The following is a 23,095-nucleotide window of genomic DNA, read 5'->3' on the forward strand; positions in this document are numbered from 1 at the left end:
GGCCGTCGCCCGTTGAAAGGAAATGTCTCCATGCCGCACCGCACGACCGTGTCCCGCTGCCTGCTGCTGGCAGTGGCCCTGGCTGCAGGCCCCGCGACGGCCGCCGCCGATGTCCCCACCCTGCTCTTCGATGTGGATGCCAATCACGGCCTGCAGGCCGTGACCGCTCACGGTGAGGCCGTAGCGAACTTTCGCGACAAGGTCGCGGTGGTCGACGACGGCGAGCATGGCAAGGCCATCCAATGGGAAGACGACGGCGTGCTTGCCTGGGACGCGCCGGGCAACATCCTGGCCCAGCGCGGCACGCTGGCCTTCGACTGGCGTTCACGCTATGCGGTGGGTGAAGCGCCGTTCGTGATCTTCCGCGTCGGCTACGCCGACCACAGCAGCTGGGACATGGCCTGGCTGCGCATCGACTGGAACGGGCACGGCTTCGATGCCTTCGTCACCGATGCCAACTTGGCACGCACACGCGTGTCGTTCCGCATGGATGCACTGCCGCGTCCCGACCAGTGGTTGCACCTGGCCTTCGCCTGGGATGAGGACCACGGCGTGCGCCTGTTCATCGATGGCCGCGAAGTGGCGCGTGCACAAGCCACAGGCGATTACGATGCGGCGCTGGACCAGCTCGGCCTGGCCGGGCGGGTGATGGCGCCCTACCAGGTGCAGAGCCGCTACAACTTCCTGCGTGGCAGCGACTTCCAGCACATCCGGGTGTACGACCGCATGCTCGACGCCCCCGCCGTGCAGGCACTGGCAGGCGGCAAGGCGCCGGCCAGCGCGGTGGCGCCGGCCAGCGACGAGCGCGCGTGGCGCCATCGCTTCGGGTGGGAAGGCGCGGCACCGCCTGCGCTGGCGTCGGCCGGCACCCGCATCCGCAAGATCGAATTCGCCGACACCCGCGACCTGAAGGCGTGGATGTGGAAGGCCACCGATGGCATCGCCGAAACCACCTGGCCGGGCGTGTACAACCGCTCGCGCCTGCCCGGCCGCAATGACTACTTCCAGCTTCCGGACTGGAACACCTATGTGGAAGGCGGCCAGCACCTGGACCTGACCCTGCCGGCCACCGAAACGGTGAACCGGGTGGAGATCCGTGGTGCGGCCTTCGGCACCCTTTCCCACGGGCCCGACGCCGAACATGCCACCGACGTGCTGGTCACGCGCCCGCGCGGCGTGGTGCGCAGCGTCGACGACATTGCCGCGCAGCGCGGCGGCGTGCTGCGTTTCAGCAACGTCGAGCAGGAAACACCGATCCAGGAAATCTGGGCCTACCACGTGAGCAAGGGCACCGAGCCGGAAGGCACGGTGAAGCAGACCTACATCATCGACAGCCGGGCGCTGCCCGACTACACCAACCTGGACGCATTGCGCCGCTACATCGACGGACGTTTCCCGGCCGCCGAACGCAGCACGGTGATGGCGCTGCCGAAGGGCGCCGGTTCCCGCCGCCGGGATGCCGGCACCCTGCCCGCACATCCGCAGCCGATCGTGCACGTGCTGATTCCTTCCGGGGTGGGTGACGCGCCGGCCAACCAGCCGCTGATCCGCAGCTGGGCCTACAGCTGGGAGAACATGCACGACGGCCTGGACGGCGTGGCCATCGACCTTCCCGCGCTGGACCTGCCGCCCACCCACGATGGACTGATCCCGCTGAACATCCGCATCAAGGATCCGATCTGGCCGGCGCGCGACATGATCGATGTATCGGTGTCGGTGCCGCCACGGCAGGCGCGCACGCTGTGGCTGGACCTGCGCGATCGCATCCTCACCCCGGACAGCCTGTGGCTGAGCATCGCCTCGGCCGCACCAGGCTTCGATGCCGATGCCCTCGACGGTGCGCAGGTCCGGCTGGTGTTCAAGCCGCGTGCCGACGCGCTGAAGGAGCACGTGGCCGACCGCTTCAACCAAGTCCGCGACAACTGGGGCTTCCTGGTGGAAGAGCACACCACGTCCAAGCGCCAGCGCCTGTACGCGCGCGTGTACGCGGACCTGAGCGACCTGCTGCGGGTGGACCCGGACCATGAACTCGGCCGCCTGTACTGGAACTACATCAGCTACAACAGCCAGGGCCGCCCGCCCTACACGGCGCCTGCCGTGCCCAGGGGCGTGCCGGCGTGGGCATTCAACCAGGTGCAGGACCTGGCGCAGGTGCGGCAGTTCGTCGACTGGTGGATCGACGAACGGCAGGGGGCCTACGGTGACTTCGGTGGTGGCATTTCGGACGATTCCGACCTGACCCAGCAGTGGCCGGGGCTGGCCCTGATGGGCGTGCAGCCGGATCGATTGAACGCCTCGCTGACCGCGCTGTCCGACGCGGTGTACCGCAACGGCATGTTCAGCAACGGCTTGAGTACCATCGAGACCGACGAGCTGCATTCCTATGAGGAAGGCATCAACACCAACAGCGCCATGCTCTACCTCAACTGGGGCGATCCGCTGACGCTGGAACGCCTGATGGAAACGGTGAAGGCCTTCGACGAGCGCATCATCCTGCGCAACCCGCAGGGCCACCTGCTGTTCTCCAGCAACTGGTTCGGTGGCAACAAGGTCTACCGCGAACCGAACTGGCAGTGGCAGAAGCCGTATTCGTTCCCGGTGCTGCACCCGGCGTTCCTGCTGGGCCAGTACAACGCCGACCCCACCGGCCGCGGGCTGGTGATCGGCCTGGCCGATGGCTATCTGGCCCACGCAGGCAAGGACGACAAGGGACGCTTCACCCTGCCCAACGAGATCAACTGGGCCAGCGGTGCCACCCGCGGCGGCGAGTTGAACAACGGCTCCGGCAGTGGCGACACGATGCACACCTTCTGGGCGGCGTGGCGCTGGAGCGGCGATGCGAAGTACCTGCAGGCACTGGACTACCGCGTGGCCCGTGGCGGTCCGGGCGCACTGGCCAACCTGGGCGAGAACGTCGTGGACGTACTGGGCCGGCAACAGGACTGGTATCCGCTGCTGCGCGCCGAGGCTGACGCGGGAAAAACCGGCTTCGCCAGCCTGATGGCCTGGCAGGCCAGCGGCGACAGGTCATACATCGCCGCCCTGCATGCCGACGGCCTGCAGGCGAAAGTGCAGCGCGCGTACATGAACACCGAGGGCCACTGGTGGTCCGACCGCGTGGAAGCGCCCAGTGAATTCCTCCAGCGCGCACGCCTGGGTGGGATCGCGCTGAAGCGCAACCAGAGTTGGCCCGGCCACACCGTCAGCTGGCGCTTCGACCGCGATGGAGCGGCCGAACAGGTCGCCCTGCTGGTGCATGCGCCGTCGCGTGAACGTTTCACCGTTACCAGCTACAACCTGGGCACGCGCACCATCGGCGCCGACATGACCGGCTGGAACGTGGCCAGCGGGACCTGGCGGATACGCAGCGGCGTGGATGCCGATGGCGATGGCCACATCGACGGCACGCCCGCCGAACGCCGCGTACAGCTGGAAACCAGCGCTTCGGTGGCGCTGCAGTTCCGTCCCGGGCGTACCGAGGTGTTCGAGTTCGAACGCGTGTCCGAGGGAACACCGGTGGAAACACGGCCGGACCTGGGCGTGGGTCGCGGCGACGTACGCATCGACGGCAGCCAGCTGCAGGTGACCGTGCACAGCCTGGGCCATGTCGGCACCGGCGTGGCCGTAGCAATGCTGGAAGACGCGCGCGGTCGCGAGATCGCCCGCACGGACGTGCCGGCGCTGGGGGCACCCAGTGACCTGCAGCCGAAGACCGTGCAGGTCTGGCTGCCGTTGCCGGCCGGTGACCGCAGCGGCCTGCGCGTGCGCGTGGCGCTGGCCGACGGTGGCGAGGAAGTGACCCGGCTCAACAACGTGGTCGGCGTGCCGCGATGATGCCTGCATTACGCCGGGCGTGATCCGGCGTGGGTCAGGACGCCTCGGTCTCCAGCCGTTTCATCCGGCGCTGGTACCAGCCATCATCCAACGGCTCGAACACCGCGCTGCGTTCCATCACGCCCTCGTAGACATGCAGCGACACGGCCACGTCCGCTTCGCTGGCGTTGCACAGCGTGTGGTACTCGTGCGGCGGAATCAGGCTGCCGGCACTACCGCGGTGGCCGTACAGCGTGGGCTGGGCGGCAAAGCGATGACGTTCGCCATCCTGTTCAATCAGCGCATAGGGAGTGACGATGAGTTCGCCCTGCCAGACGCCTTCCACGCACCACATCGCATCGTGGTCGTGCAGCGGCGTGCCCTGGCCCGGGCCCCAGCACATGGCGATGACGCTGTAGCCCAAGGTCGGGCTGCGGTGCAGTTCACGGCGTGCGTAATGCCCTTCGACCGGGCGCCGCACGCAGGGGGGCAGCTGGATGGACGGATCGACGATGGCCTCGCGCAGCACCTGCTGCAGCGCACCGGTGATGGCCTCCGGCGTGCCCAGCATCACCGCGGCATCGATCGCAGCGAACAGCCGCTCCCGGCCGGTGAATGACGGTGGCAAGGACATCGTTCCCATGCCCCGACTCTAGCCGAGAGGGGTTAACAGAATGTTTGCACCGCGGTGTCATCACTGCGTGCCGCGCTGCACGAACGGTACTTTCGCGTACAGCGCACGTTCGCCGGCACGAGGATCGTCCACCACGCCGCTCTGGCGATCAAACAGCATGGTCTGCCGCCGGGGCAGCGCGTAGGGGGGCCATTGCGGCATTCCGCGATGATTGGGGTCGCCGTTGCGCGCGAAGGCGATCAGTGCGTCGCTCATTGTCGCCGCCAGCGTATGCGCGTCCGCGCCGCCACCGGTGCGTGCGCCGGGCAGGCCGGCGTTGTCGAACACCAGCGGGATGTCGAGCGTGTGGAAGGCGCGCAGCCGGCCTTGCTCCACCGGTGAGCCCCAGTCCAGCTGGTAGGCCCAGGTGGGCGCGGCCCCGCTGGGCTGGCGCGCACGCGCTTCCAGCTCCTCCACTGCGCCGCGCCAGGAACGTCCTGCGGTAGTGGCCGCGAAGAACACCTCCGAAGGCGTGTAATGCGGGTACAGGCGCCGGTACTCGGCGATCACCGTCTGCGGCAGCAGATCCACGAACTGCTGGCGTTGCAGCTGTGCCGGCAGCGTCTCCCAGGTCAAGGTGAAGTTGGCCGGATCGTTGCCGAGGAAGGCACGGGTCTCGTCGCGCGTATTGCCGATGACCATCGGAATGCTGGCCGACTGCCGCGGCGCCTGCGGCCAGAACGGATGCACCGGGAGGGAGACTTCGTCCAGTACCGGCCCGAAGTACAGCGACGTGCTTTCCACCCGCGATGGATCGCGGGCACGGGTGGCTGCAAGCAGATCCGTGGCCGGGAGCCGCAGCAGGGCAGACAGGTCCTTTGCACCCACTGCCTCCATTGCGATGGCAGCGCGCTGCGCGGCGGCACGCGGGCCGGCCGCGGTGACCTGCTGCCCGCTCATCGTCCACGCGCGCTGGAACAGGCCGCGTGCCGCCGGCATCGCCATCAGCGTGGCGATCTTGGCGCCGCCCCCGGACTGGCCGAACACGGTGATGTTTCCAGCGTCACCGCCGAAGATCGCCGCGTGCTCGCGCACCCACTGCAGCGCCTGTACCAGGTCGAGCTGGCCGACATTCCCCGACGCGGCGTAGCGTGCGTCGCCAAGTGCGCCCAGGTACAGGTAACCGAAGGTGTTCAGCCGATGATTGAGGGTCACCACCACCACATCGCCGCGGCGGCACAGCGCACTGCCGTCGTACAGCGGATCGCTGCCGGAGCCGTTGTTGAACCCACCCCCGTGTATGTAGACCAGCACCGGGCGGCGGCCGCCATCCCCCAGTGCGGGGGTCCAGACGTTGAGGAACAGGCAGTCTTCGCTGCCGGGGCCTTCCGCGCCGCCCTGCGGTGCGGCCGCGCCATAGTCCAGTGCATCGGCGATCCCGTTCCATGCCGCTTCCCGGCGTGGTGGCTGGAAGCGATGGGTGCCGGTATCGGCGCCGTAGCGCACGCCGCGGAATACCAGCACGCCTTGTTCATGCTGGCCGCGCAGGCGCCCCCCGCGCACGCGGACGATCGGCAGGCGTTCGTCGCGCGCACCGGGCATCGCGGCTGCCGGCAGTGCCACCAGCGTGGCCGTGGCCAGCGCCCAGCGCGCGCTGTCGCGCAGGAAACGGCGGCGCTGCAGATCGTCGGGTGCTCTCGTCATCGGCTGCCCTCCGCATCCTTTCCTGCTGTCAGCCATGCCTGCGCCAGCGCTGGCCACTGCGACAGGGTGGAGCCGGGCTGCAGGCGCATGCCGAAGCCGTGGCCGCCATGGGCGAACACATGCAGTTCGTGCTCGACACCCGCCCTGGCCAGCGCCTGCGCCATCACCTCGCTGTTGTGCACGCTGACCACGCGATCGTCGTTGGCATGGATCAGCATCGTCGGCGGCATGTCCGCATGCACGTGCTCCTGCACCGAGTACTGCGTCGCCAATGCGGGGTCAGGGCGCTCGCCCAGCAATCGCCCGCGCGAACCACTGTGCGCATGCGCGCCCATGTCGATGACCGGGTAGACCAGCACCGCCCGTGCCGGGCGCGCGCTCAGCTGATCGATCGCATCGCGTGCGGGATAGACCGGCGCATCGAAGCCGGTGGCCAGCCGCGCAGCCACGTGGCCGCCGGCGGAAAAGCCCATGACCGCCACATTGTCCGCCTCCAGGCCGCGGCGCGCGGCCTGGTCGCGCACGACCCGCAGCGCACGCTGGGCATCGGCCAGCGCCGCCTGGCGGTCCCTGCCCGGCTGCGGCAGGCGGTAGCGAAGCACGAACAGGGTGAAGCCTGCCCGCTGCACCCAGTCCGGCACCAGCGCGCTGCCCTCCTTGTCGATTACCACCCGCTGGTAGCCGCCGCCCGGAATGACCAGCACCGCCTGCCCGTTCGGACGTGGCGGCGCGTGCACGATCATGTATGGCGCATCGATCCCGTCCACGAACCGGTCCGGATGGGCCGGATCGGGGCTGCGCTCAACCACCCGCGCCTTCCGCGCCGGAGCGCTCTGGCCAGGTACCTGGCCGTCCGGCCACAGCGGCAGGCGTTCGCCCGCCACCTCCCCGGCAAGCCGCTGGCCGTCGCGCAGCGGGACGTCGCTGGCACGTGCCGGGGCAAGCGTCAACAGAACGCACAGGAACAGCACAAGAGGGGGCAGACGCATGGCGGACCGGGCTCCAGCGAAGGGTGGGCAGCGTGCCGCAGGCGCCCCGGAAGCGGGTGTGATGCGCTGCGGCTTGCGTGATGACACCGGTTTACCATATACACCTCCTGCAGACGCTGTCGATGGGCAGTGCAACAACGCAGAGGGAGACCGTTCTTGAGCAACGAACACGGCACACAGGGGCAGAGGCCGGCGCCGGACGGTGCAGCCGCCATCGCCCGCGCCTTCACCGATGCACGCCGCGCAGGCAAGGCCCTGCCCGCGTTCCCCGGAGAGATCCCCGTCGATCTGGTGGCTGCCTACCAAGTGCAGGACCAGGCCATTGGCCTGTGGAGCGATACAGTGGTCGGCTGGAAGGTGGGTTACATCGCTGCCGAGCGCCGCGACGGCTCCGGCGATGAGCGCCTGCTGGGGCCGATCTTCAAACGTCAGCTCTGGAATGATACCGGTGGAACAACCGACATCCCGGTCTTCGTCGGGGGCTTCGGCGCAGTCGAAGCAGAGTACGTGCTGGAGCTGTTGGAGGACGCGCCGGCCGGACAGCTGGACTGGTCCCCGGAACAGGCCGAAGCGCTGCCTGCGCGCCTCTATATCGGCGTGGAAGTGGCCAGCAGCCCGCTGGCCACCATCAACGAACTTGGTCCGCGCGTGGTGGTGTCCGACTTTGGCAACAACAACGGCCTGGTGCTGGGCCCGGAGATCGTCGACTGGACCGCACGCGACGAAAACTCGCTGCGTGCCGAGACACTGATCGAAGGTGAGGTGGTCGGCACCGGTGGCGCCACCCGCCTGCCCGGTGGCCTGCGCGCGGCCTATGCCTTTGCGCTGTCCCGTTCGGCCCTGCGTGGCCGGCCGCTGCGCAAGGGCGACCTGATCGCCACCGGCAATGCCACCGGCATCCACGATATCGAGGCAGGACAAACGGCGCTGGTGCGCTTTGCCGGCTTCGGTGACATTGCCTGCCGGGCCGTGCCCGCGGGATGACCGCGGGGCTGCCCTGGTGAACACGCGCGGGAGGGCGCAGATGATCACACGACGTAACTTCCTGGCCGGGGGCGCTGCTGCCCTGGCCACCCCGATGCTCGCCGCCTGTGGCCGCGGGCCGGGCGGCGATATGGCCGGTGGCGCGCTGTTGACCGCCACCGACGTGCATGTGGCCGACTACCCTACCGTCACCGCGGTGAAGTGGATCGGCGAAACGCTGCAGCGCGAAACCAACGGTCGCCTGCGCCTGCGCCAGTACCACTCCGGCCAGCTGGGCCGCGAATCCGAGGCGATCGACATGGCGCGCTTCGGTGCCATCGATATCACCCGCGTGTATGCCGGTGCGCTGAACAATGCCTTTCCGCTGACCCAGGCGCTGTGCCTGCCCTACGTGTTCACGTCGGTGGCGCACCAGCGTGCCGCGTTGGATGACGGCGTGGCCGAAGCCGTGCTGCGCGGCTTCCAGGGCCGCGGCCTGGTCGGCCTGGCGATCTACGATTCCGGTGCACGCTGCTTCTACAACACCAAGCACCCCATCGTTTCGCCCAAGGACCTGCACGGCCTGAAGCTGCGCGTCGCCTCATCGGACATCTTCATCCAGCTGATGCGCCTGCTCGGCGCCAACCCGACGCCGATGTCGCTGGGCGACACGTTCTCCGGGATGGAAACCCACATGATCGACGGCGCCGAGAACAACATGCGCAGCTTCCATTCCAGCCGCCACTTCGAAGCGGCGCACTACTGGTCGCAGAGCGACCATTCGTACGCGCCGGATGTGTTGCTGATGTCGCGTGCCAGTTTCGAACGCCTGTCGCCTGACGACCGCCAGCTGCTGCTGCAGATCGCGCGCGCGTCGGTGAAGGTGATGCGCGAGCAGTGGGATGCGTCGGAGGACGCCGCACGCCGCGCCGTGCTGGCCTATGGGGTGAAAGCCAACGAGGTGGACATGCCCGCCTTCCGCACCGCCGCCCAGCCGCTGCTGCAGCAGTACCTGCAGCAGCCGGAGATCGCCGCGCTGGTCGACCGCATCCGCGCCGCCTGAGGACACTGCCATGATCGAGACGACGACGCCCGCCACCGGGCCTGGCCAGCGCCTGCTGGACCGCATCGCCGACATCGCCATCTACGGCGCCGTTGCTGCCCTGCTGGGGCTGGTGGTGGTGCAGGGCTGGCAGGTGTTCGCGCGCTACGTGATCAACGATTCGCCCAGCTGGACTGAGCCGGTCACGCTGCTGCTGCTGGCCACGGCGATGAGCCTGGGTGCCGCCTGCGGTGTGCACACCAACCGCCACTTCGGCTTCTTCCTGCTGCATGCCTACCTGGGCCCCGGCCTGCGCCGTGCGGTGGACGTGCTGGTGCAGCTGGTGGTGGCGGTGCTGGGAGGCTTCATCGCCTTCTGGTCGGGTGATCTGCTGCTCGACGGCCTGGACATCAAGACCGCCGGCGCCGATCTGCCGCAGAGCATCAACTACCTGCCACTGGCGGTGGGCGGCGGGCTGATGCTGCTGTTCGCGCTGAACCGTGCGTGGAACGCGCTGCAGGCCCGCGCCACCGGCGCCGAAGACGCTGAAGGAGATCGTTGATCCATGGGTATCACCATCCTGTTCTCCGTGTTTGCCGTGCTGCTGCTGCTCGGCGTGCCGGTGGCCTACGCGCTGGCCGCTGCCGCGCTGGCCACCCTGCTCTACCTGGATATCCCCAGCATCGTGCTGGTGCAGCAGATCTCGGCCGGTACCGGCTCGGCCTCGCTGATCGCCATTCCGTTGTTCATCTTCGCGGGCGAGATCATGATGCGCGGCGGCATCTCCGAGCGCCTGATCGCCTTGGCCTCGTCGCTGGTGGGGCGCTTGCGCGGTGGCCTCGGCCAGGTCTCGATCCTGTCCTCGCTGTTCTTCGGCGGCGTGTCCGGCTCGGCCATTGCCGACGTTTCGGCGGTCGGCGGCACGATGATCCCGCAGATGGTCAAGCGCGGCTACGACCGCGATTTCGCCGTCAACGTCAGCATCACCGCCGCGCTGGTGGCGCTGCTGGTGCCGCCGTCGCACAACCTGATCCTGTTCTCGGCCGCTGCCGGTGGGGGCCTGTCCATCGCCGATCTGTTCGCCGCCGGCATTGTCCCCGCGCTGCTGATGACGTTGGCGCTGATGGTCACCGGCTATGCGGTGGCGCGCCGCCGCGGCTATGGCGTGGAGGTCTTTCCCGGCTGGCGCGCCGTGGCCCTGCGCATCGTCTCCGCCCTGCCCGGCCTGGGCCTGGTCGCGCTGATCTTCATCGGTATCCGTGCCGGCATCTTCACCGCAGTGGAAAGCGCAGCCATCGCCGTGGTCTACGCCTTGCTGGTGACCACCGTGCTGTACCGGCAACTGCGCTGGCGCGAGTTCTTCGACACCGTCATCCACGCGGCGCGCAGCACGGGCGTGATCCTGTTCGTGATCGCCACCGCCGCCGTGTTTGGCTGGCTGCTGGCCTACCTGCAGGTGCCCGCGGCCGCCGTCGAGTTCCTGCAGTCGTTCGCGCACAGCCAGTTCATGGTGCTGCTGATGATCGTGGTGATGCTGCTGCTGCTGGGCACCTTCATGGACCTGGCGCCGATGATCCTGATCTGCACGCCGATCTTCCTGCCGGTGGCCCGCGCCTACGGCATCGATCCGATCCACTTCGGCCTGGTGCTGGTGCTCACCGGTGGCCTGGGTCTGGTCACGCCCCCGGTGGGCTCGGTGCTGTTCATCGGCACGGCCATCGGCAAGATCAGCGTGGGCCAGAGCATGCGCACGATCTGGCCGTTCTGGTTCGCCGCGCTCGCCGTGCTGCTGGTCGTGGCCTTCTTCCCCTCACTGTCGTTGTGGCTGCCCGCCGCGCTGCGCGGCTGAGCCACAAGGAGACTGCCATGCGTGCACTGTGTATCGCCGCCACCATCACTCTGCTCGTGCTGTTGCTGCCGGCACGGCCTGCACCCGCGGCGGAGCCCGCGCGCGCCCCGGCGCAGTGGGCGCGGGGGCTGGAACACCAGCGCCAGGCGGACCGGGGCGATGGCACGTTCCTCAATCCGGTGCTGGCCGGTGACCATCCGGATCCCTCGGTGCTCAAGGACGGGGACGATTACTACCTCACGCTGTCGTCGTTCGACGCCTACCCCGGGCTCCCGATCTGGCACTCGCGCGACCTGGTGAACTGGCAGCCGCTGGGACATGCGGTCACCCGCAACGTGGGGGCGATCTGGGCGCCGGACATCGTCAAGCATCGGGGGCGCTACTTCATCTACTTCCCGGCCCGCACCGGCGAGCGCCGCAGCAACTTCGTGGTCTGGGCCGATGACATCAAGGGCCCGTGGAGCGCGCCGATCGACATCGGCCTGGGTGGCTACATCGATCCCGGCCATGCAGTGGGTGAAGACGGCAAGCGCTACCTGTTCCTCAGTGGCGGTGATTACGTGCAGCTGGCCGACGACGGGTTGAGCGTGGTCGGCACGCCGAAACACGTCTATGACGGCTGGCGCTACCCGCAGGACTGGGACGTTGAGGCCTACGCGCAGGAAGGCCCGAAGATCCACGTCCGCGACGGCTGGTACTACATGACCACGGCAGTGGGCGGCACCGCCGGTCCGCCGACCGGGCACATGGTGATCACCGCGCGCTCGCGTTCGATCCACGGACCATGGGAGAACGCGCCCAACAACCCGATCACGCGCACGCAGTCGGCGGCCGAGCCCTGGTGGTCACGCGGCCACGCGACGGTGATCGAAGGGACCGATGGACGCTGGTGGATGATGTACCACGGGTACGAGAACGGCTTCTGGACGCTGGGTCGGCAGGCCCTGCTCGAACCGATCGAATGGACCGCTGACGGCTGGTTCCGGGCCACGGGCGGAGACCTTGGTCAGCCACTGCGCAAGCCGGCCGGACAGGCGCTGTCGCCGCATGGCATGGCGCTGTCGGATGATTTCCGCGGCAGCACGCTTGGCCCGCAGTGGGCGTTCTTCAACCCGGCGCAGGATGAGTACCGCCGGCTGGGTTTCAGTGGCAACGGCCTTGTCCTGCAGGGCAAGGGCAGCACGCCGCGCGACGCCTCGCCGCTGACCACCATCGCCGGCGACCGGGCCTATCAGTTCGAGGTGGAGATGGAGATCGCCCCCGGTGCCGTGGGCGGCGCGCTGCTGTTCTACAGCGACCGGCTGTACGCGGGCGTGGGCAGCAACGGCGAGTCGTTCATCATGCATCGCTACGGCGAGGAGCGCCCTGCCCGACCGGCCCCGGGCCGCGGCGGCCGGCTGTGGTTGCGGGTGACCAACAACCGCCACATCGTCACCTTCCACTCCAGCACCGACGGGCACACTTGGCAGAAGTATCCGGTTCAGATGGAAGTGTCCGGTTACCATCACAATGTCGCGGGCAGGTTCCTGGCGTTGAAGCCGGCGCTGTATGCGGCCGGCGACGGTGCGGTAACCTTCCGCAACTTCCGCTACCGCGCGCTGGACTGAGCGCGGAGCCGGAATCCCCAGACTTACCGGGTTCAAAACATGTCAGTGCGCAACAAGAACGATGCCGCTACGCCGGCATTGGCGAAGGGCAAGGCAGCCACCATCAACGACATCGCGCGACTGTCGGGTGTATCCAAGAAAACGGTTTCAAGAATCATCAACAACTCGCCACTGGTGCGCAAGGACACGCGCGACAAGGTGGAAGCGTTGATGCGTGAAGTGGGCTACACGCCCGATCCACTGGCCCGCGGGCTGGCGTTCCGCCGCTCCTTCCTGATCGGCATGGTCTACGACAACCCCACCGCGCAGTACATCGTGGACATGCAGTACGGCGCGCTGGATGCATTGCGTGGATCCAGTTTCGAGCTGGTGGTGCATCCCTGTGACAGCCGCAGCCCCGGCTACATCGAAGGCGTGCGTCGCTTCGTGCAGCAGCAGAAGCTGCACGGCGTCATCCTAGTGCCGCGTGCCTCGGAAGACCAGGCGCTGGCGGACATGCTCGATGAGATCGGCTGCCGGTTTACCCGCGTGGCAGCGCTGCCGCTGGACGAAAGCTCGCAGATGGTGGTTACCCATGACCGCGATGGTGCGGCCGAAGCCGCCGACTACCTGCTCTCGCTCGGCCACCGTGACATTGCCCTGGTGACCGGTCCCAGCGCCTACCGTTCGGCCCATGAACGTACCGCCGGCTTCATCGACGCACTGTCGCAACGCGGTATCGAGCTGCCGAAGGACCGCATCATCGAGGCCGGCTACACCTTCGAATCCGGTGTCGCCGCTGCCGAGAAACTGCTGCTGGGCAAGCGCCGCCCGACCGCCATCTTCACCGGCAACGATGAAATGGCCGCCGGTATCTACAAGGTGGCGCTGCGCGCGGGCATCAACATTCCGCGCCAGCTGTCCATTGTCGGCTATGACGACAGCCCGCTTGCCTCGCGCCTGTGGCCCTCGCTGACCTCGGTGCGCCGGCACACGCGCGATACCGGACGCACCGCCGCGGCGATGCTGATCCAGCCCGAAGGCCAGGCCGCGCTGCCCATTGCCAGCGTGCGGCCGCACCTGATCGTCCGCGATTCCTGCCAGCCGCCGGAGGATTGATCCCCAAGGATCAATCCTGCAGGTCACGACCTCTGGTCGTGACACGCCCCTGCCCCATCCACCCGATCCACCGCGCCCTGCCCGGGCCATCCCGGCATCGTGCGACGCAAAATGACACCGGTTTCCTGTCTGGCTAGAATCGACCGTGAACCGCGCCGGGGCCGACCCGTCGGCCCGCCCCCCGCTCTGGAGACGCCATGTACAGCAAGACCCATTACGCCACCCATCCCGATGCCATCCACGGTGCCAGCAACGACCAGCTGCGTGACCTGTACCTGCTCGATGGCCTGTTCAACGCCGGTGCGGTGACCCTCAAGTACACCCACTACGAGCGCTTCGTGATTGGTGGCGCCGCCCCGGTGGACGCACCGCTTGCGCTGCCGACCCAGACCGAACCCGCTTCGGCCGCAGGCCACCCGTTCCTGGAGCGCCGGGAACTGGGCGTGATCAACGTCGGCAGCGGCACTGGTACGGTCACCGTGGATGGCACCGGCTACACGCTGGGTCCGAAGGACGGTCTGTACGTGGCCATGGGCAGCAAGGAGGTCGTGTTCGCCTCGCAGGACGCCGCCAACCCCGCCCAGTTCTATCTGGCCTCGACCCCGGCCCATGCCCGCTTCGAAACCAGGCAGCTGTCCATCAAGGACGCCGTTGCACTGGACCGCGGCGCGCTGGAAACCAGCAACGAGCGCACCATCTACCAGTACATCGTGCCGGCCACCTGCCAGTCCTCGCAGCTGCTGCTGGGCCTGACCGTGCTCAAGCCGGGCAGCGTGTGGAACACCATGCCGCCGCACCTGCACGACCGTCGCAGCGAGGTCTACTTCTACTTCGACCTGGGTGACAGCGACCGCGTCTACCACTTCATGGGCGAGCCGGCCGCGCAGCGTCACATCGTGATCCAGAACAACGAAGCGGTAGTGTCGCCGCCGTGGTCGATCCACATGGGCGCCGGCACCAGCAACTACGCCTTCATCTGGGCGATGGGTGGCGAGAACCTGGACTACACCGACATGCACGTGCTGGACATCTGCCAGCTCAAGTAAGCCCGCCTGGCCGCCGCGCACCGTGTGCCGGCCGTCGACACCGCTCGTCTCTATCAAGGAACGCATACGCAATGGCTAATCCCTTCAGCCTGGAAGGCAAGGTCGCTCTGGTAACCGGTGGCAATACCGGTCTGGGCCAGGGCATCGCCGTGGCACTGGCCGCCGCTGGTGCCGACGTCGCCGTGGCCGGCATCGCCCCGCCCACCGATACCATCGAAAAGATCACCGCGCTGGGCCGCCGCTGCCTGGCCATCGAAGCCAACCTGATCAGCATCGAGCCGGTGGCGCGCGTGGTCCGCGAGACCATCGAAGGCCTGGGCGGGTTGGACATCCTGGTCAACAACGCCGGCCTGATCCGCCGCGCCGATGCGGTGGACTTCAGCGAGCAGGACTGGGACGACGTGATGAACGTCAATCTCAAGTCCGCGTTCTTCATTTCGCAGGCCGCCGGCCGCCACTTCATCGAACAGGGCCACGGCAAGATCATCAACATCGCTTCGATGCTGTCCTTCCAGGGCGGTATCCGCGTGCCGTCGTACACCGCCAGCAAGAGCGGCATCGCCGGCATCACCCGGCTGCTGGCCAACGAGTGGGCGGGCAAGGGCATCAACATCAATGCCATCGCCCCGGGCTACATGGCGACCGACAACACCGCCCAGCTGCGCGCCGACGAAGCGCGCAACAAGGCGATCCTGGAGCGCATCCCGGCCGGTCGCTGGGGCACGCCGGATGACCTGGCCGGTGCGGCGGTGTTCCTGGCCTCGTCGGCGTCGGATTACATCAACGGCGCCGTGCTGCCGGTCGATGGTGGCTGGCTGGCGCGCTGACGCGTGATCCGCGGTAGTGCCGGCCGCTGGCCGGCGTCCTGGCAATGCTTCCGCCGTTCATGAGGTTGCCGGGCAGCGGCCGGCACTACCGGAGACCGGACATGCGCACCCTGTTGCCTTTGTTGTTGCTGCTGTCGTGCACCACCGCGCAGGCGGCGCCCGTGCGGGTCTTCATTGCCGGTGACTCCACTGCGGCCGCATACGGCCCCGAGCGCGCGCCGCAGGCCGGCTGGGGCCAGGCGCTGCAGAGCTACCTGGACCCGGCGCGCTTGGAGGTGCACAACCACGCCAAGGGCGGGCGCAGCACGCGCAGTTTCATCGAGGAAGGGCGCCTGGAGGCCATCGCCGCCGAGCTGCGCCAAGGCGACGTGCTGCTGATCCAGTTCGGCCACAACGATGCGAAGTTCGAAGACCGCACGCGCTACACCGATCCGGACAGCGACTACCCACGCCTGCTGATGCGTTACGTACAGGTGGCCCGCGCAAAGGGCGCCACGCCGGTGCTGGTCACGCCGGTGGCGCGGCTGCTGTACGACTTCGGTTCACTGCTGGATACGCATGGCCGCTACACGCAGTCGATGAAGGCGTTGGCCGCGCGCGAGCAGATTGCGCTGATTGATCTGAATGACCGCAGCATGCGCTGGGTCCGCGCGCTGGGTGAGGAGGGCGCGCGACCCTACTTCCTGTTCGTGCCCGAACAGAACAAGGCCGACGGCACCCATTTCAGCGTGGCCGGCGCACATGCGGTGGCCTGCCTGGTATTGCGCGAGGCGGTGCCGCTGCTACCCGCGCTGCAGCCGGCGCTGGTGCGGGATATCGACTGCGACGTGGTGGCGGAAGGGCAGGGTAGCGACCCAGCCCTGCCCTCGCAGGTGGTGCACGAAGACAGTGTTGTGCGCACGCAAGCAGGCCCGCACGGCGGTGCCGGCCCGACCACGGCGTATCCGTTCTTCGCCGATGCCGAAGGGCTGCCGTTCGTGCTGCGCAAGCGTGTGCTGCACAAAGGCGCGGGCATCGGCCTGCATCCGCAGCACAAGGACGAGATCTATTACATCGTCAGTGGGCAGGGCAGTTATGTGCTGGATGGCAGGCAGTACGACGTGCACGCCGGGCACGCGCTGCTGACCCGCAAGGGCAGCCACCATGCGCTGCAGCAGGTGGGTGAGGAGGATCTGGTGGTGCTGCTGGTGTACCCGCGCTGATTGAAACGTAGCCGAGCATGGGCTCGGCTTTACAGAACAGCGCCGGCGTGCATGGTCATCGTCGTTCGACAGGCTCCGGGCCGAAGTGCTTCAGCCCCAACCTGGCCAGGTCTTCCGGTCGCTCGAAATAGGCTTCGTCGAAGGCGTGCAGCGCCTCCTGCTCCTGTTCGGTCATCGCGCCGTACAGGTCGGTCAGTTGCTTGACCGCCGGGTCATCTTCCAGCCGGTCGACCAGCCCGCGCATGCCGGCCAGGATCGCGTGGGTCTTCGCCGCGCCCATCGCCTGCAGCGCACGTAACGCCAGCTGGCAGGTCGGGTCGCCCCAGTTGCACAGGAACTGCATGAAGCCGCCGTTGTTGATGTCGGCCTCCATGCGCCACAGCGCCACCAGCTGCTGGTCTTCGTCGGACAGCGCATCACACGTCACCGCCGTCCGCCCAGCCTTCACCCGTGCCGGCCTGGAACACGTGATCGTCAGCCTGCACGTCACCGGCAGGCAGGTGCGCCTGGTCGGCCAGTGCCGCGTAGATTGGGGTGAAGTCCGGCGACGTCGCCTGCATCAGCTGTTCAAAGCTGTCGATGACGAAGTAGGTCTTCTGGAAGGTGTCGATGCGGTACTTCGTTCGCATGATCCGCTGCAGGTCGAAACCGATGCGGTTGGGTGCGGCCGATTCCAGCGAGTACAGCGACTCGCCCTTGGACGACACGATGCCGGCACCGTAGATGCGCAGGCCGTCGGGCGTGTCGATCAGGCCGAACTCCACCGTGTACCAGTACAGGCGGGTCAGGTTCTGCAGCGCGTCCGGGCCGATCGCGTGGGCTTTGACGCCGCCACGGCCGTACGCCTCCATGTAGTCGGCGAACACCGGGTTCATCAGCAGCGGCACGTGGCCGAACAGATCGTGGAACAGGTCCGGTTCGGCGATGTAGTCGATCTGGTCGGGGCGACGGATCCACCAGGTCACCGGAAAACGGCGGTTGGCCAGATGGTCGAAGAAATCCAGTTCCGGCAGCAGGCCTTCAACGCCGACCAGGGTCCAGCCGGTGGCCGCGCCCAGCACTTCGTTGAGCTGGTCGAAGCGCGGAATCATGTGCGCGTTCATGCCCATCTCGTCCTGTGCATCCAGGAATTCCTGGCAGGCGCGGCCGACCAGCAGTTCGCGCTGGCGCTGGTACAGCGTGCTCCAGGTGGCGTGGTCGTCGGCGCTGTAGGTGTCCCACGGCTGCTCGACGAGCGCGGTGGTATACACCGGCACGTAGCCCTTGTCGGTCTGCTGGTGTTCGACGCGGCGGGGCTGGGCGAGGTCCATGGGGCACTTCTGGATGGGATACCCACGATGCTAGGGCAGGGTGCGCGCAACAGGGTTGCAAAAGTTGCGCCGATTGGCCTTGTTGGCGCAATATCCTTGCGTACTCACCATGTTGCGGGGCAACAATGGCCGGAGAAGTCCAGTTCGATCGCACGGATATACGTCTGCTGGCTGAAATCCAGCGGGATGGGCGCGCCACCAACGCCGAGCTCGCAACACGGGTGAACCTCTCGCCCTCGGCCTGCCTGCGCCGCCTGCAGCGGCTGGAAAGCGAGGGCGTGATCGTCGGCTATGGCGCGCGGCTGGAGCCACGGCAGCTGCGGCTGGGCCTGCAGGCCTTCGTGCGCGTGCAGCTGGAAAAGCACGACCAGGCCGCCATCGGCCACTTCGTGGACAGCGTGCAGGGCTGGGATGAAGTGGTGGCCTGCCATGCACTGACCGGCGACATGGACTATCTGCTGCACGTCTACGTGCGCGACCTGGAGCACTTCTCGCACTTCCTGCTGGACCGGCTGCTCAACGCCGGTGGCGTGGCCGATGCCAATTCCAGCTTCGTGCTGCGCACGGTGAAGGGATTCCAGGCATTGCCGCTTTCACAGCTGGAATAAGCGCGCCGCCGCGATTTGACGCAGCCGGGCGGGTAGCTGAGCATCACCGCCCTGCGCTCGCCGCAGCGTTCCTTTCCGGTTCCACGCATGTCCGAACTCCAGCACCCGGTGCCCACCACCACCTTCCTGCCGCTGCAGCGCAAGTCGCTGGCGCGCTTCATCGCCCATGGCACGCCGCCGCAGACCGCGCTGGAACAGGCCGGGTTGATGGCTGCGCAGCTGTGCCGCGCGCGCCTGCACACACCAGCGGAAATCGAGCGCCTGCTGCACGAAGCCTGCGCGCTGTTCGCCAGCCATGACGGCGCGGCCGCGCAGCTTGCCGGCGCCGGCGGCGGTGGCCAGCCGGAACTCGATGCCTGGCTGGCCGCGCTGGCCGCCCATGGCGTGCTGCTGGCACCGGCGGAGATCCTGCAGGACTTCATCGTGCAGTCGCCCAGCGAGTACCCCGGCCTGGCCCTGCAGCAGGCCTGCCAGGAAACCCTGGCCGAACACGAGATCCGCTTCCCGCCCGCCTTCGCCAGCGACGATGAGGACGACGACCAGGACGAGGCCGTTGCCAGCGACGCGCGTGCGGTCGAACACCATGGCCTGTACACCTCCGAGCAGGCCCGCGTGCTGCGCGCCATCGCCGCCAACCCCGATGAGCTGATCGACCTCGATGGCTATGCCGGCACCGGCAAGGGCCACCTGGTGCTGGCGCTGATGGAGGCGCGGCCCGGCCGCTACACCTACGTGGCGCCCTCGCGTGGGCAGGTGGAAGCCTTCCGCAGCCGCGTGCCGGCCAGCACCGCGGTGCGCCTGCTGACCCAGATCGAGTTCGCCAACCGCGTGGCGCAGCATGCCGCGCGCAGCGGCCACACCGGGGGCTTCGTTGCCAGCTACCGGCGCAGCACCCGCACGCCGCGCGAGATTGCCGGCCGCATCGGCCTGCAGGGCATCGGTGGGCGCAGCCCGGAGCAGGTGCTGCTGACTGCGTTCGAGGCCATCAACCGTTGGTGCGCGTCGTCGGCACCGGGCTTGGCGTTCCAGCATTTCGACCGTTCGGTGCCCGCCGCGATGCTCGACGTGTCGCCGTACATGGCGGCCGCCGAGCACGTCTGGCGCTGCATGTTCGACGCCGACCTGCAGCGGGGCACGCTGCTGAGCCTCAGCCCGGCGCACATCGGCAAGTGGCTGGCACTGCGCGGCGTTACCCCGCCGCTGGACATGGGCATGCTGCTGGTGGACGAGGCGCATGACCTGAGCCCGTCGTGGAAGCAGTTGCTGGCCGGCCATGCGCCTGGCGTGGTCAGCCTGGGTGATCCGCACCAGTGCCTGACCGGTACGGTGCCGCGCTGGGCCGCGTCGAAGGTGCTGGAAATGCACCAGTCGGTGCGCCAGGGCAACCAGGTCGAGGGCCTGGTCAACCAGACCCTGGCACTGGATGGACTGGGCCAGGACAGTGGGCCGTTCGTCGGTGCCGCCGACCGCGCCACCGGTGTGCTGCATTACCGCCACTGGGCGCAGGTGCCGAGCGAGGGCCTGCGCATCCATGGCAGCGTCGCCGATCTGGCCCTGGATGCGGCACAGCTGCACGCGCTCGGGCTGCGGCCCTATCTGCATCCGGCATCGCTGCGCGCGCTGCGCAGCGTGCTGCAGCGGCCGCTGGATGCGTGGCGCCGGCGCCGCGACAGCGCCTCGGACCCGGCACAGGAGCGCTTCCTGGCCACGCAGGCCGACGAAGGGCAGGGCGCGCTGGTGGAACTGTTTGCGTCTGCCGATCGGGTGCAGTCACTGCTGCAGGCGCTCGACGACCAGGACACGCCTGCTGAAGGGCGGGTGGCGCTGTGCCTGGCCGAACACGCGAAGAACCTGCAGTTCGACGTGGTCTCACTGTCACCCGGTTGCTTCAGTGCGGGGCAGGGCGGGCGCATCTGGCACAACCCGGTGCGCGCGGTCTATCTGGCACTCACCCGTGCGCGACGCCAGCTGCATGTGCCGGCCGATGGCATGGAACAGCTGCAGCACACGGCGACACTGCAGGAGCAGGCCCGTCAGGCGCGCAGGCGCGAGCGGCAGCAGGCCAGCGGTTACCGGCCTGCGCGCTAGAACGCGCGCGTCGCTGTCTGGCAGCGACACGCCGGCTTAGCTCAGCACTTGTCCTTGCGGCCCATCAACTTGCCCAGGCGCGAGGCTTCCTCGCACTTCGGCGCGGCCACGGGTGCCGGTGCGGCGGCCGCGGCGCGTGCACGCTGCAGCTGCTGGATCTTGGCGCGGATCTGTGGCATCGCGGCCATTGCGGCCTTTTCGCCCTCCAGGATCGCGGTGCCACGCTGGCTGAAATCGGCGGCGCCGATGTCCAGCACCTTCGGGCGTATGACGATGTCGGCGCGTGCCAGTTCCTGCTCGCCCAGGCGCTGGCCCATGATCGAGATGGACTGGTTGACGATGCCCAGCATGTCAGTCGGCGCCTTGCCGCTGGCCTTGCTGGAGATGTCCACGGCGATCACGAAGTCGGCGCCGAGCTGGCGTGCGGCATCCACCGGCACCGGGCTGACCACACCGCCATCAATGTAGTTGCGACCGCCGATCTTCACCGGCTCGAACACACCGGGAATGCTGCTCGATGCGCGCACCGCCTGGCCGACGTTGCCGCGCACGAAGATCGCGCGCTCGCCTGTTTCCAGCTGGGTGGCGACGGCGGCGAACGGCTTCTTCAGGCGCTCGGCGGGGCGGTTGGCGACCTGCTCGTTGACGTAGTCCTGCAGCTTCTGGCCCTGCACCAGGCCACCGGAGAACAGGCGCACGTCGCGGATGCTGGCTTCATCCAGCGCCACTGCCTTGCTCTGCATCTGGAACGCATCCATGCCGCTGGCATACAGCGCGCCGACCACGCTGCCGGCACTGGTGCCGGACACCACGGCCGGTTCGAAGCCATTGGCCTCCAGCATCTTGATCACGCCGATGTGGGCGAAGCCCTTGGCCGCGCCACCGCCGAGGGCGATACCGATCTTCACTGGCTTGGCCTGCGGCACCACGGTCGGTGCCGGCGGCGGCGTGGGGCGGACCGGGTCGCCACCGCAGCCGGCCAGCAGGCCGATCAGGGCGAGGGACAGCAGCATGCGGGGGCGGAACAGGCTCATCGGCAGTGCGCTCGCGGCGCCGGATTCGGGAAAGGGCGCCAGCATACCGAAGCGGTGGCGGGGCGGGCAGGGTGGGGGAGTGGCCTATTCAGGAAAAGGAGCGCGGGCGGTGCCGACCTTGGTCGGCACCGCCCGGGCGAGGGGCTCAGAACCGGTTGTCGCCGTCCAGCATCCGGCCCAGGCCGCCCAGCACCGAGCCTTCGCCGCGGCTCTGGCCGCCGCCCTGCGGCGCCGCCATCCACATGCGCCCGGCCAGGCGCGAGAACGGCAGCGACTGCAGCCAGACCTTGCCCGGGCCGGTCAGCGTGGCCAGGAACACGCCCTCGCCTCCGAACAGCATGCTCTTGATGCCGGTGACCCGGCGTACGTCCATGTCCACGGTCGGGTGGTAGGCCACCACGCAGCCGGTATCCACGTCCAGTCGCTCACCTGCGGCCAGCTCGCGCTCGACCACGCAGCCACCGGCGTGGATGAACACCCAGCCGTCCCCCTCCAGCTTCTGCATGATGAAGCCTTCGCCACCGAACAGGCCGGTCATGATCTTGCGCTGGAACTGCACGCCGATCTGCACGCCGCGCGCGCCGGCCAGGAAGCTGTCCTTCTGGCAGATCAGGCGGCCGCCATGCTGGTCCAGCTTCATTGCCAGTACGGTTCCGGGGTAGGGGGCGGCGAAGGCGACCTTGCCCTTGCCGTGGCCGCTCTGGGTGTAGACGGTGGCAAACAGGCTCTCGCCGGTCAGCACGCGCTTGCCGGCGGCCATCACCTTGCCCATGAAGCCGCCGCCCTGGTCGCCGTTGGCGGCGCCGAACACCGTATCCATCTGCACGGTGGCGTCCTTGAACATCAATGCGCCGGCCTCGGCAATGGCGCTCTCACCGGGGTCGAGCTCGATTTCCACGAACTGCATTTCATGGCCGACGATGCGGAACTCGATGTCGTCGGCGCGGCTGCTGGCAGCGGCGGGGACCGGCGGCGGGGTGTTCGGCATGCCCGGGGCCGCGGACTGCAGTTCGGGCACCTCGGCGATCGAGGTCCACCCGCTCATGCCCTGGCACCAGGCCAGGGAGCGCGGGTTGGCCTGGGCGTAGCGGCGCGCGGCCTCGTCATCAAGCGGGCCGATACGCTCGGCCTGGGCGGAGGCATGGAAGTACCACTGGGTCATCGCGGCGGCTCCGCAGGGCTGGTAAACCGCGAGTCTAGCGAGCACGCGGGGGGCCGGGGCGACGGGGCCATGAACGGCAGGCATTTGCGGGGCAGGTGCTGTATTGCAACAATTATCTGGTAGCGCCGTTTTACCACCCC

At 68.2% G+C, this 23,095-nt stretch carries 19 protein-coding genes; 12 read left to right on the forward strand and 7 right to left on the reverse strand.

Going from position 1 to position 23,095, the window contains the following annotated elements; genetic code table 11:
• Nucleotides 1–30 precede the first annotated feature (30 nt).
• Nucleotides 31–3,834 (forward strand): LamG-like jellyroll fold domain-containing protein, encoded by a 3,804-nt coding sequence (locus tag AC5P8D_RS19035; RefSeq protein WP_019337396.1) that lies wholly within the window; start codon nt 31–33, stop codon nt 3,832–3,834.
• Between the two features lie 34 nt (nt 3,835–3,868).
• On the opposite strand, the gene AC5P8D_RS19040 is transcribed toward AC5P8D_RS19035, so the two are convergent.
• Genes AC5P8D_RS19040 through AC5P8D_RS19050 form a run of 3 tightly spaced genes read right to left on the reverse strand, consistent with a single transcriptional unit; the run spans nt 3,869 to nt 7,101 of the window.
• Nucleotides 3,869–4,456: a cysteine dioxygenase family protein gene (locus AC5P8D_RS19040; protein ID WP_019337395.1), complete on the reverse strand. Its 588-nt coding sequence runs from the start codon at nt 4,454–4,456 to the stop codon at nt 3,869–3,871.
• A gap of 51 nt (nt 4,457–4,507) precedes the next feature.
• Entirely contained in the window at nt 4,508–6,130 is a 1,623-nt protein-coding gene (locus AC5P8D_RS19045) for a carboxylesterase/lipase family protein (protein ID WP_019337394.1), read from the reverse strand.
• On the reverse strand, nt 6,127–7,101 hold the full coding sequence (locus tag AC5P8D_RS19050) for an alpha/beta hydrolase (protein WP_049453892.1): 975 nt from the start codon (nt 7,099–7,101) through the stop codon (nt 6,127–6,129). The genes AC5P8D_RS19045 and AC5P8D_RS19050 overlap by 4 nt, the downstream gene beginning before the upstream one ends.
• 174 nt (nt 7,102–7,275) lie before the next feature.
• Between AC5P8D_RS19050 and AC5P8D_RS19055 the strand changes: the two genes are divergently transcribed.
• The 9 genes from AC5P8D_RS19055 (at nt 7,276) to AC5P8D_RS19095 (ending at nt 16,753) form a co-directional block, all read left to right on the forward strand.
• Complete coding sequence (locus tag AC5P8D_RS19055) at nt 7,276–8,103, forward strand: 2-keto-4-pentenoate hydratase (RefSeq protein WP_414614512.1); 828 nt, start codon at nt 7,276–7,278, stop codon at nt 8,101–8,103.
• A 40-nt stretch (nt 8,104–8,143) separates the two neighbouring features.
• Nucleotides 8,144–9,145, forward strand: a complete 1,002-nt coding sequence (locus AC5P8D_RS19060) for a TRAP transporter substrate-binding protein (RefSeq protein ID WP_019337391.1) — start codon at nt 8,144–8,146, stop codon at nt 9,143–9,145.
• 10 nt (nt 9,146–9,155) lie between these two features.
• Nucleotides 9,156–9,686 carry a TRAP transporter small permease gene (locus AC5P8D_RS19065; RefSeq protein WP_019658831.1) on the forward strand — a complete coding sequence of 177 codons (531 nt, stop codon included), beginning with the start codon at nt 9,156–9,158 and terminating at the stop codon, nt 9,684–9,686.
• Nucleotides 9,687–9,689: 3 nt separating this feature from the next.
• Nucleotides 9,690–10,973: a TRAP transporter large permease gene (locus AC5P8D_RS19070; protein WP_005421133.1), complete on the forward strand. Its 1,284-nt coding sequence runs from the start codon at nt 9,690–9,692 to the stop codon at nt 10,971–10,973.
• A gap of 17 nt (nt 10,974–10,990) precedes the next feature.
• Nucleotides 10,991–12,580: a family 43 glycosylhydrolase gene (locus AC5P8D_RS19075; RefSeq protein WP_019337389.1), complete on the forward strand. Its 1,590-nt coding sequence runs from the start codon at nt 10,991–10,993 to the stop codon at nt 12,578–12,580.
• A gap of 39 nt (nt 12,581–12,619) precedes the next feature.
• Nucleotides 12,620–13,678, forward strand: coding sequence for a LacI family DNA-binding transcriptional regulator (locus AC5P8D_RS19080; protein WP_019337388.1), 1,059 nt, complete (start codon nt 12,620–12,622; stop codon nt 13,676–13,678).
• A 197-nt stretch (nt 13,679–13,875) separates the two neighbouring features.
• A complete protein-coding gene (kduI, locus tag AC5P8D_RS19085) occupies nt 13,876–14,724 on the forward strand; it encodes a 5-dehydro-4-deoxy-D-glucuronate isomerase (protein WP_019337387.1) in 849 nt (282 codons plus the stop codon).
• A 71-nt stretch (nt 14,725–14,795) separates the two neighbouring features.
• Entirely contained in the window at nt 14,796–15,551 is a 756-nt protein-coding gene (kduD, locus tag AC5P8D_RS19090) for a 2-dehydro-3-deoxy-D-gluconate 5-dehydrogenase KduD (RefSeq protein ID WP_005421125.1), read from the forward strand.
• Nucleotides 15,552–15,652: 101 nt separating this feature from the next.
• Entirely contained in the window at nt 15,653–16,753 is a 1,101-nt protein-coding gene (locus AC5P8D_RS19095) for a GDSL-type esterase/lipase family protein (protein WP_019337386.1), read from the forward strand.
• Between the two features lie 55 nt (nt 16,754–16,808).
• Here the strand turns inward: AC5P8D_RS19095 and AC5P8D_RS19100 are convergent, their stop codons facing one another.
• Both AC5P8D_RS19100 and phhA read right to left on the reverse strand, forming a co-directional pair.
• Nucleotides 16,809–17,180 carry a DMP19 family protein gene (locus AC5P8D_RS19100; protein WP_231298805.1) on the reverse strand — a complete coding sequence of 124 codons (372 nt, stop codon included), beginning with the start codon at nt 17,178–17,180 and terminating at the stop codon, nt 16,809–16,811.
• Entirely contained in the window at nt 17,170–18,063 is an 894-nt protein-coding gene (gene phhA / locus AC5P8D_RS19105) for a phenylalanine 4-monooxygenase (RefSeq protein ID WP_019658833.1), read from the reverse strand. The genes AC5P8D_RS19100 and phhA overlap by 11 nt, the downstream gene beginning before the upstream one ends.
• 125 nt (nt 18,064–18,188) lie before the next feature.
• Between phhA and AC5P8D_RS19110 the strand changes: the two genes are divergently transcribed.
• On the forward strand, nt 18,189–18,671 hold the full coding sequence (locus AC5P8D_RS19110; protein WP_004153377.1) for an Lrp/AsnC family transcriptional regulator: 483 nt from the start codon (nt 18,189–18,191) through the stop codon (nt 18,669–18,671).
• An 87-nt stretch (nt 18,672–18,758) separates the two neighbouring features.
• On the forward strand, nt 18,759–20,759 hold the full coding sequence (locus tag AC5P8D_RS19115; RefSeq protein ID WP_053442321.1) for a hypothetical protein: 2,001 nt from the start codon (nt 18,759–18,761) through the stop codon (nt 20,757–20,759).
• 41 nt (nt 20,760–20,800) lie between these two features.
• On the opposite strand, the gene AC5P8D_RS19120 is transcribed toward AC5P8D_RS19115, so the two are convergent.
• Nucleotides 20,801–21,793 (reverse strand): patatin-like phospholipase family protein, encoded by a 993-nt coding sequence (locus AC5P8D_RS19120; protein WP_197578833.1) that lies wholly within the window; start codon nt 21,791–21,793, stop codon nt 20,801–20,803.
• A 145-nt stretch (nt 21,794–21,938) separates the two neighbouring features.
• A complete protein-coding gene (locus AC5P8D_RS19125) occupies nt 21,939–22,955 on the reverse strand; it encodes a TIGR00266 family protein (RefSeq protein ID WP_010487363.1) in 1,017 nt (338 codons plus the stop codon).
• Nucleotides 22,956–23,095: the final 140 nt, after the last annotated feature.

This window comes from Stenotrophomonas sp. YJH_SMC_101-4 (assembly GCF_059370395.1).

Bases quoted from the DNA above. Each gene is read 5' to 3' on its own strand.
- AC5P8D_RS19065 (WP_019658831.1), top strand. From the start codon at position 9,156: ATGATCGAGACGACGACGCCCGCCACCGGGCCTGGCCAGCGCCTGCTG.
- AC5P8D_RS19075 (WP_019337389.1), top strand. From the start codon at position 10,991: ATGCGTGCACTGTGTATCGCCGCCACCATCACTCTGCTCGTGCTGTTG.
- kduD (WP_005421125.1), top strand. From the start codon at position 14,796: ATGGCTAATCCCTTCAGCCTGGAAGGCAAGGTCGCTCTGGTAACCGGT.
- AC5P8D_RS19080 (WP_019337388.1), top strand. From the start codon at position 12,620: ATGTCAGTGCGCAACAAGAACGATGCCGCTACGCCGGCATTGGCGAAG.
- AC5P8D_RS19125 (WP_010487363.1), bottom strand. From the start codon at position 22,955: ATGACCCAGTGGTACTTCCATGCCTCCGCCCAGGCCGAGCGTATCGGC.
- AC5P8D_RS19060 (WP_019337391.1), top strand. From the start codon at position 8,144: ATGATCACACGACGTAACTTCCTGGCCGGGGGCGCTGCTGCCCTGGCC.
- kduI (WP_019337387.1), top strand. From the start codon at position 13,876: ATGTACAGCAAGACCCATTACGCCACCCATCCCGATGCCATCCACGGT.
- AC5P8D_RS19120 (WP_197578833.1), bottom strand. From the start codon at position 21,793: ATGAGCCTGTTCCGCCCCCGCATGCTGCTGTCCCTCGCCCTGATCGGC.
- AC5P8D_RS19115 (WP_053442321.1), top strand. From the start codon at position 18,759: ATGTCCGAACTCCAGCACCCGGTGCCCACCACCACCTTCCTGCCGCTG.
- AC5P8D_RS19110 (WP_004153377.1), top strand. From the start codon at position 18,189: ATGGCCGGAGAAGTCCAGTTCGATCGCACGGATATACGTCTGCTGGCT.
- phhA (WP_019658833.1), bottom strand. From the start codon at position 18,063: ATGGACCTCGCCCAGCCCCGCCGCGTCGAACACCAGCAGACCGACAAG.
- AC5P8D_RS19070 (WP_005421133.1), top strand. From the start codon at position 9,690: ATGGGTATCACCATCCTGTTCTCCGTGTTTGCCGTGCTGCTGCTGCTC.
- AC5P8D_RS19035 (WP_019337396.1), top strand. From the start codon at position 31: ATGCCGCACCGCACGACCGTGTCCCGCTGCCTGCTGCTGGCAGTGGCC.
- AC5P8D_RS19040 (WP_019337395.1), bottom strand. From the start codon at position 4,456: ATGGGAACGATGTCCTTGCCACCGTCATTCACCGGCCGGGAGCGGCTG.
- AC5P8D_RS19095 (WP_019337386.1), top strand. From the start codon at position 15,653: ATGCGCACCCTGTTGCCTTTGTTGTTGCTGCTGTCGTGCACCACCGCG.
- AC5P8D_RS19045 (WP_019337394.1), bottom strand. From the start codon at position 6,130: ATGACGAGAGCACCCGACGATCTGCAGCGCCGCCGTTTCCTGCGCGAC.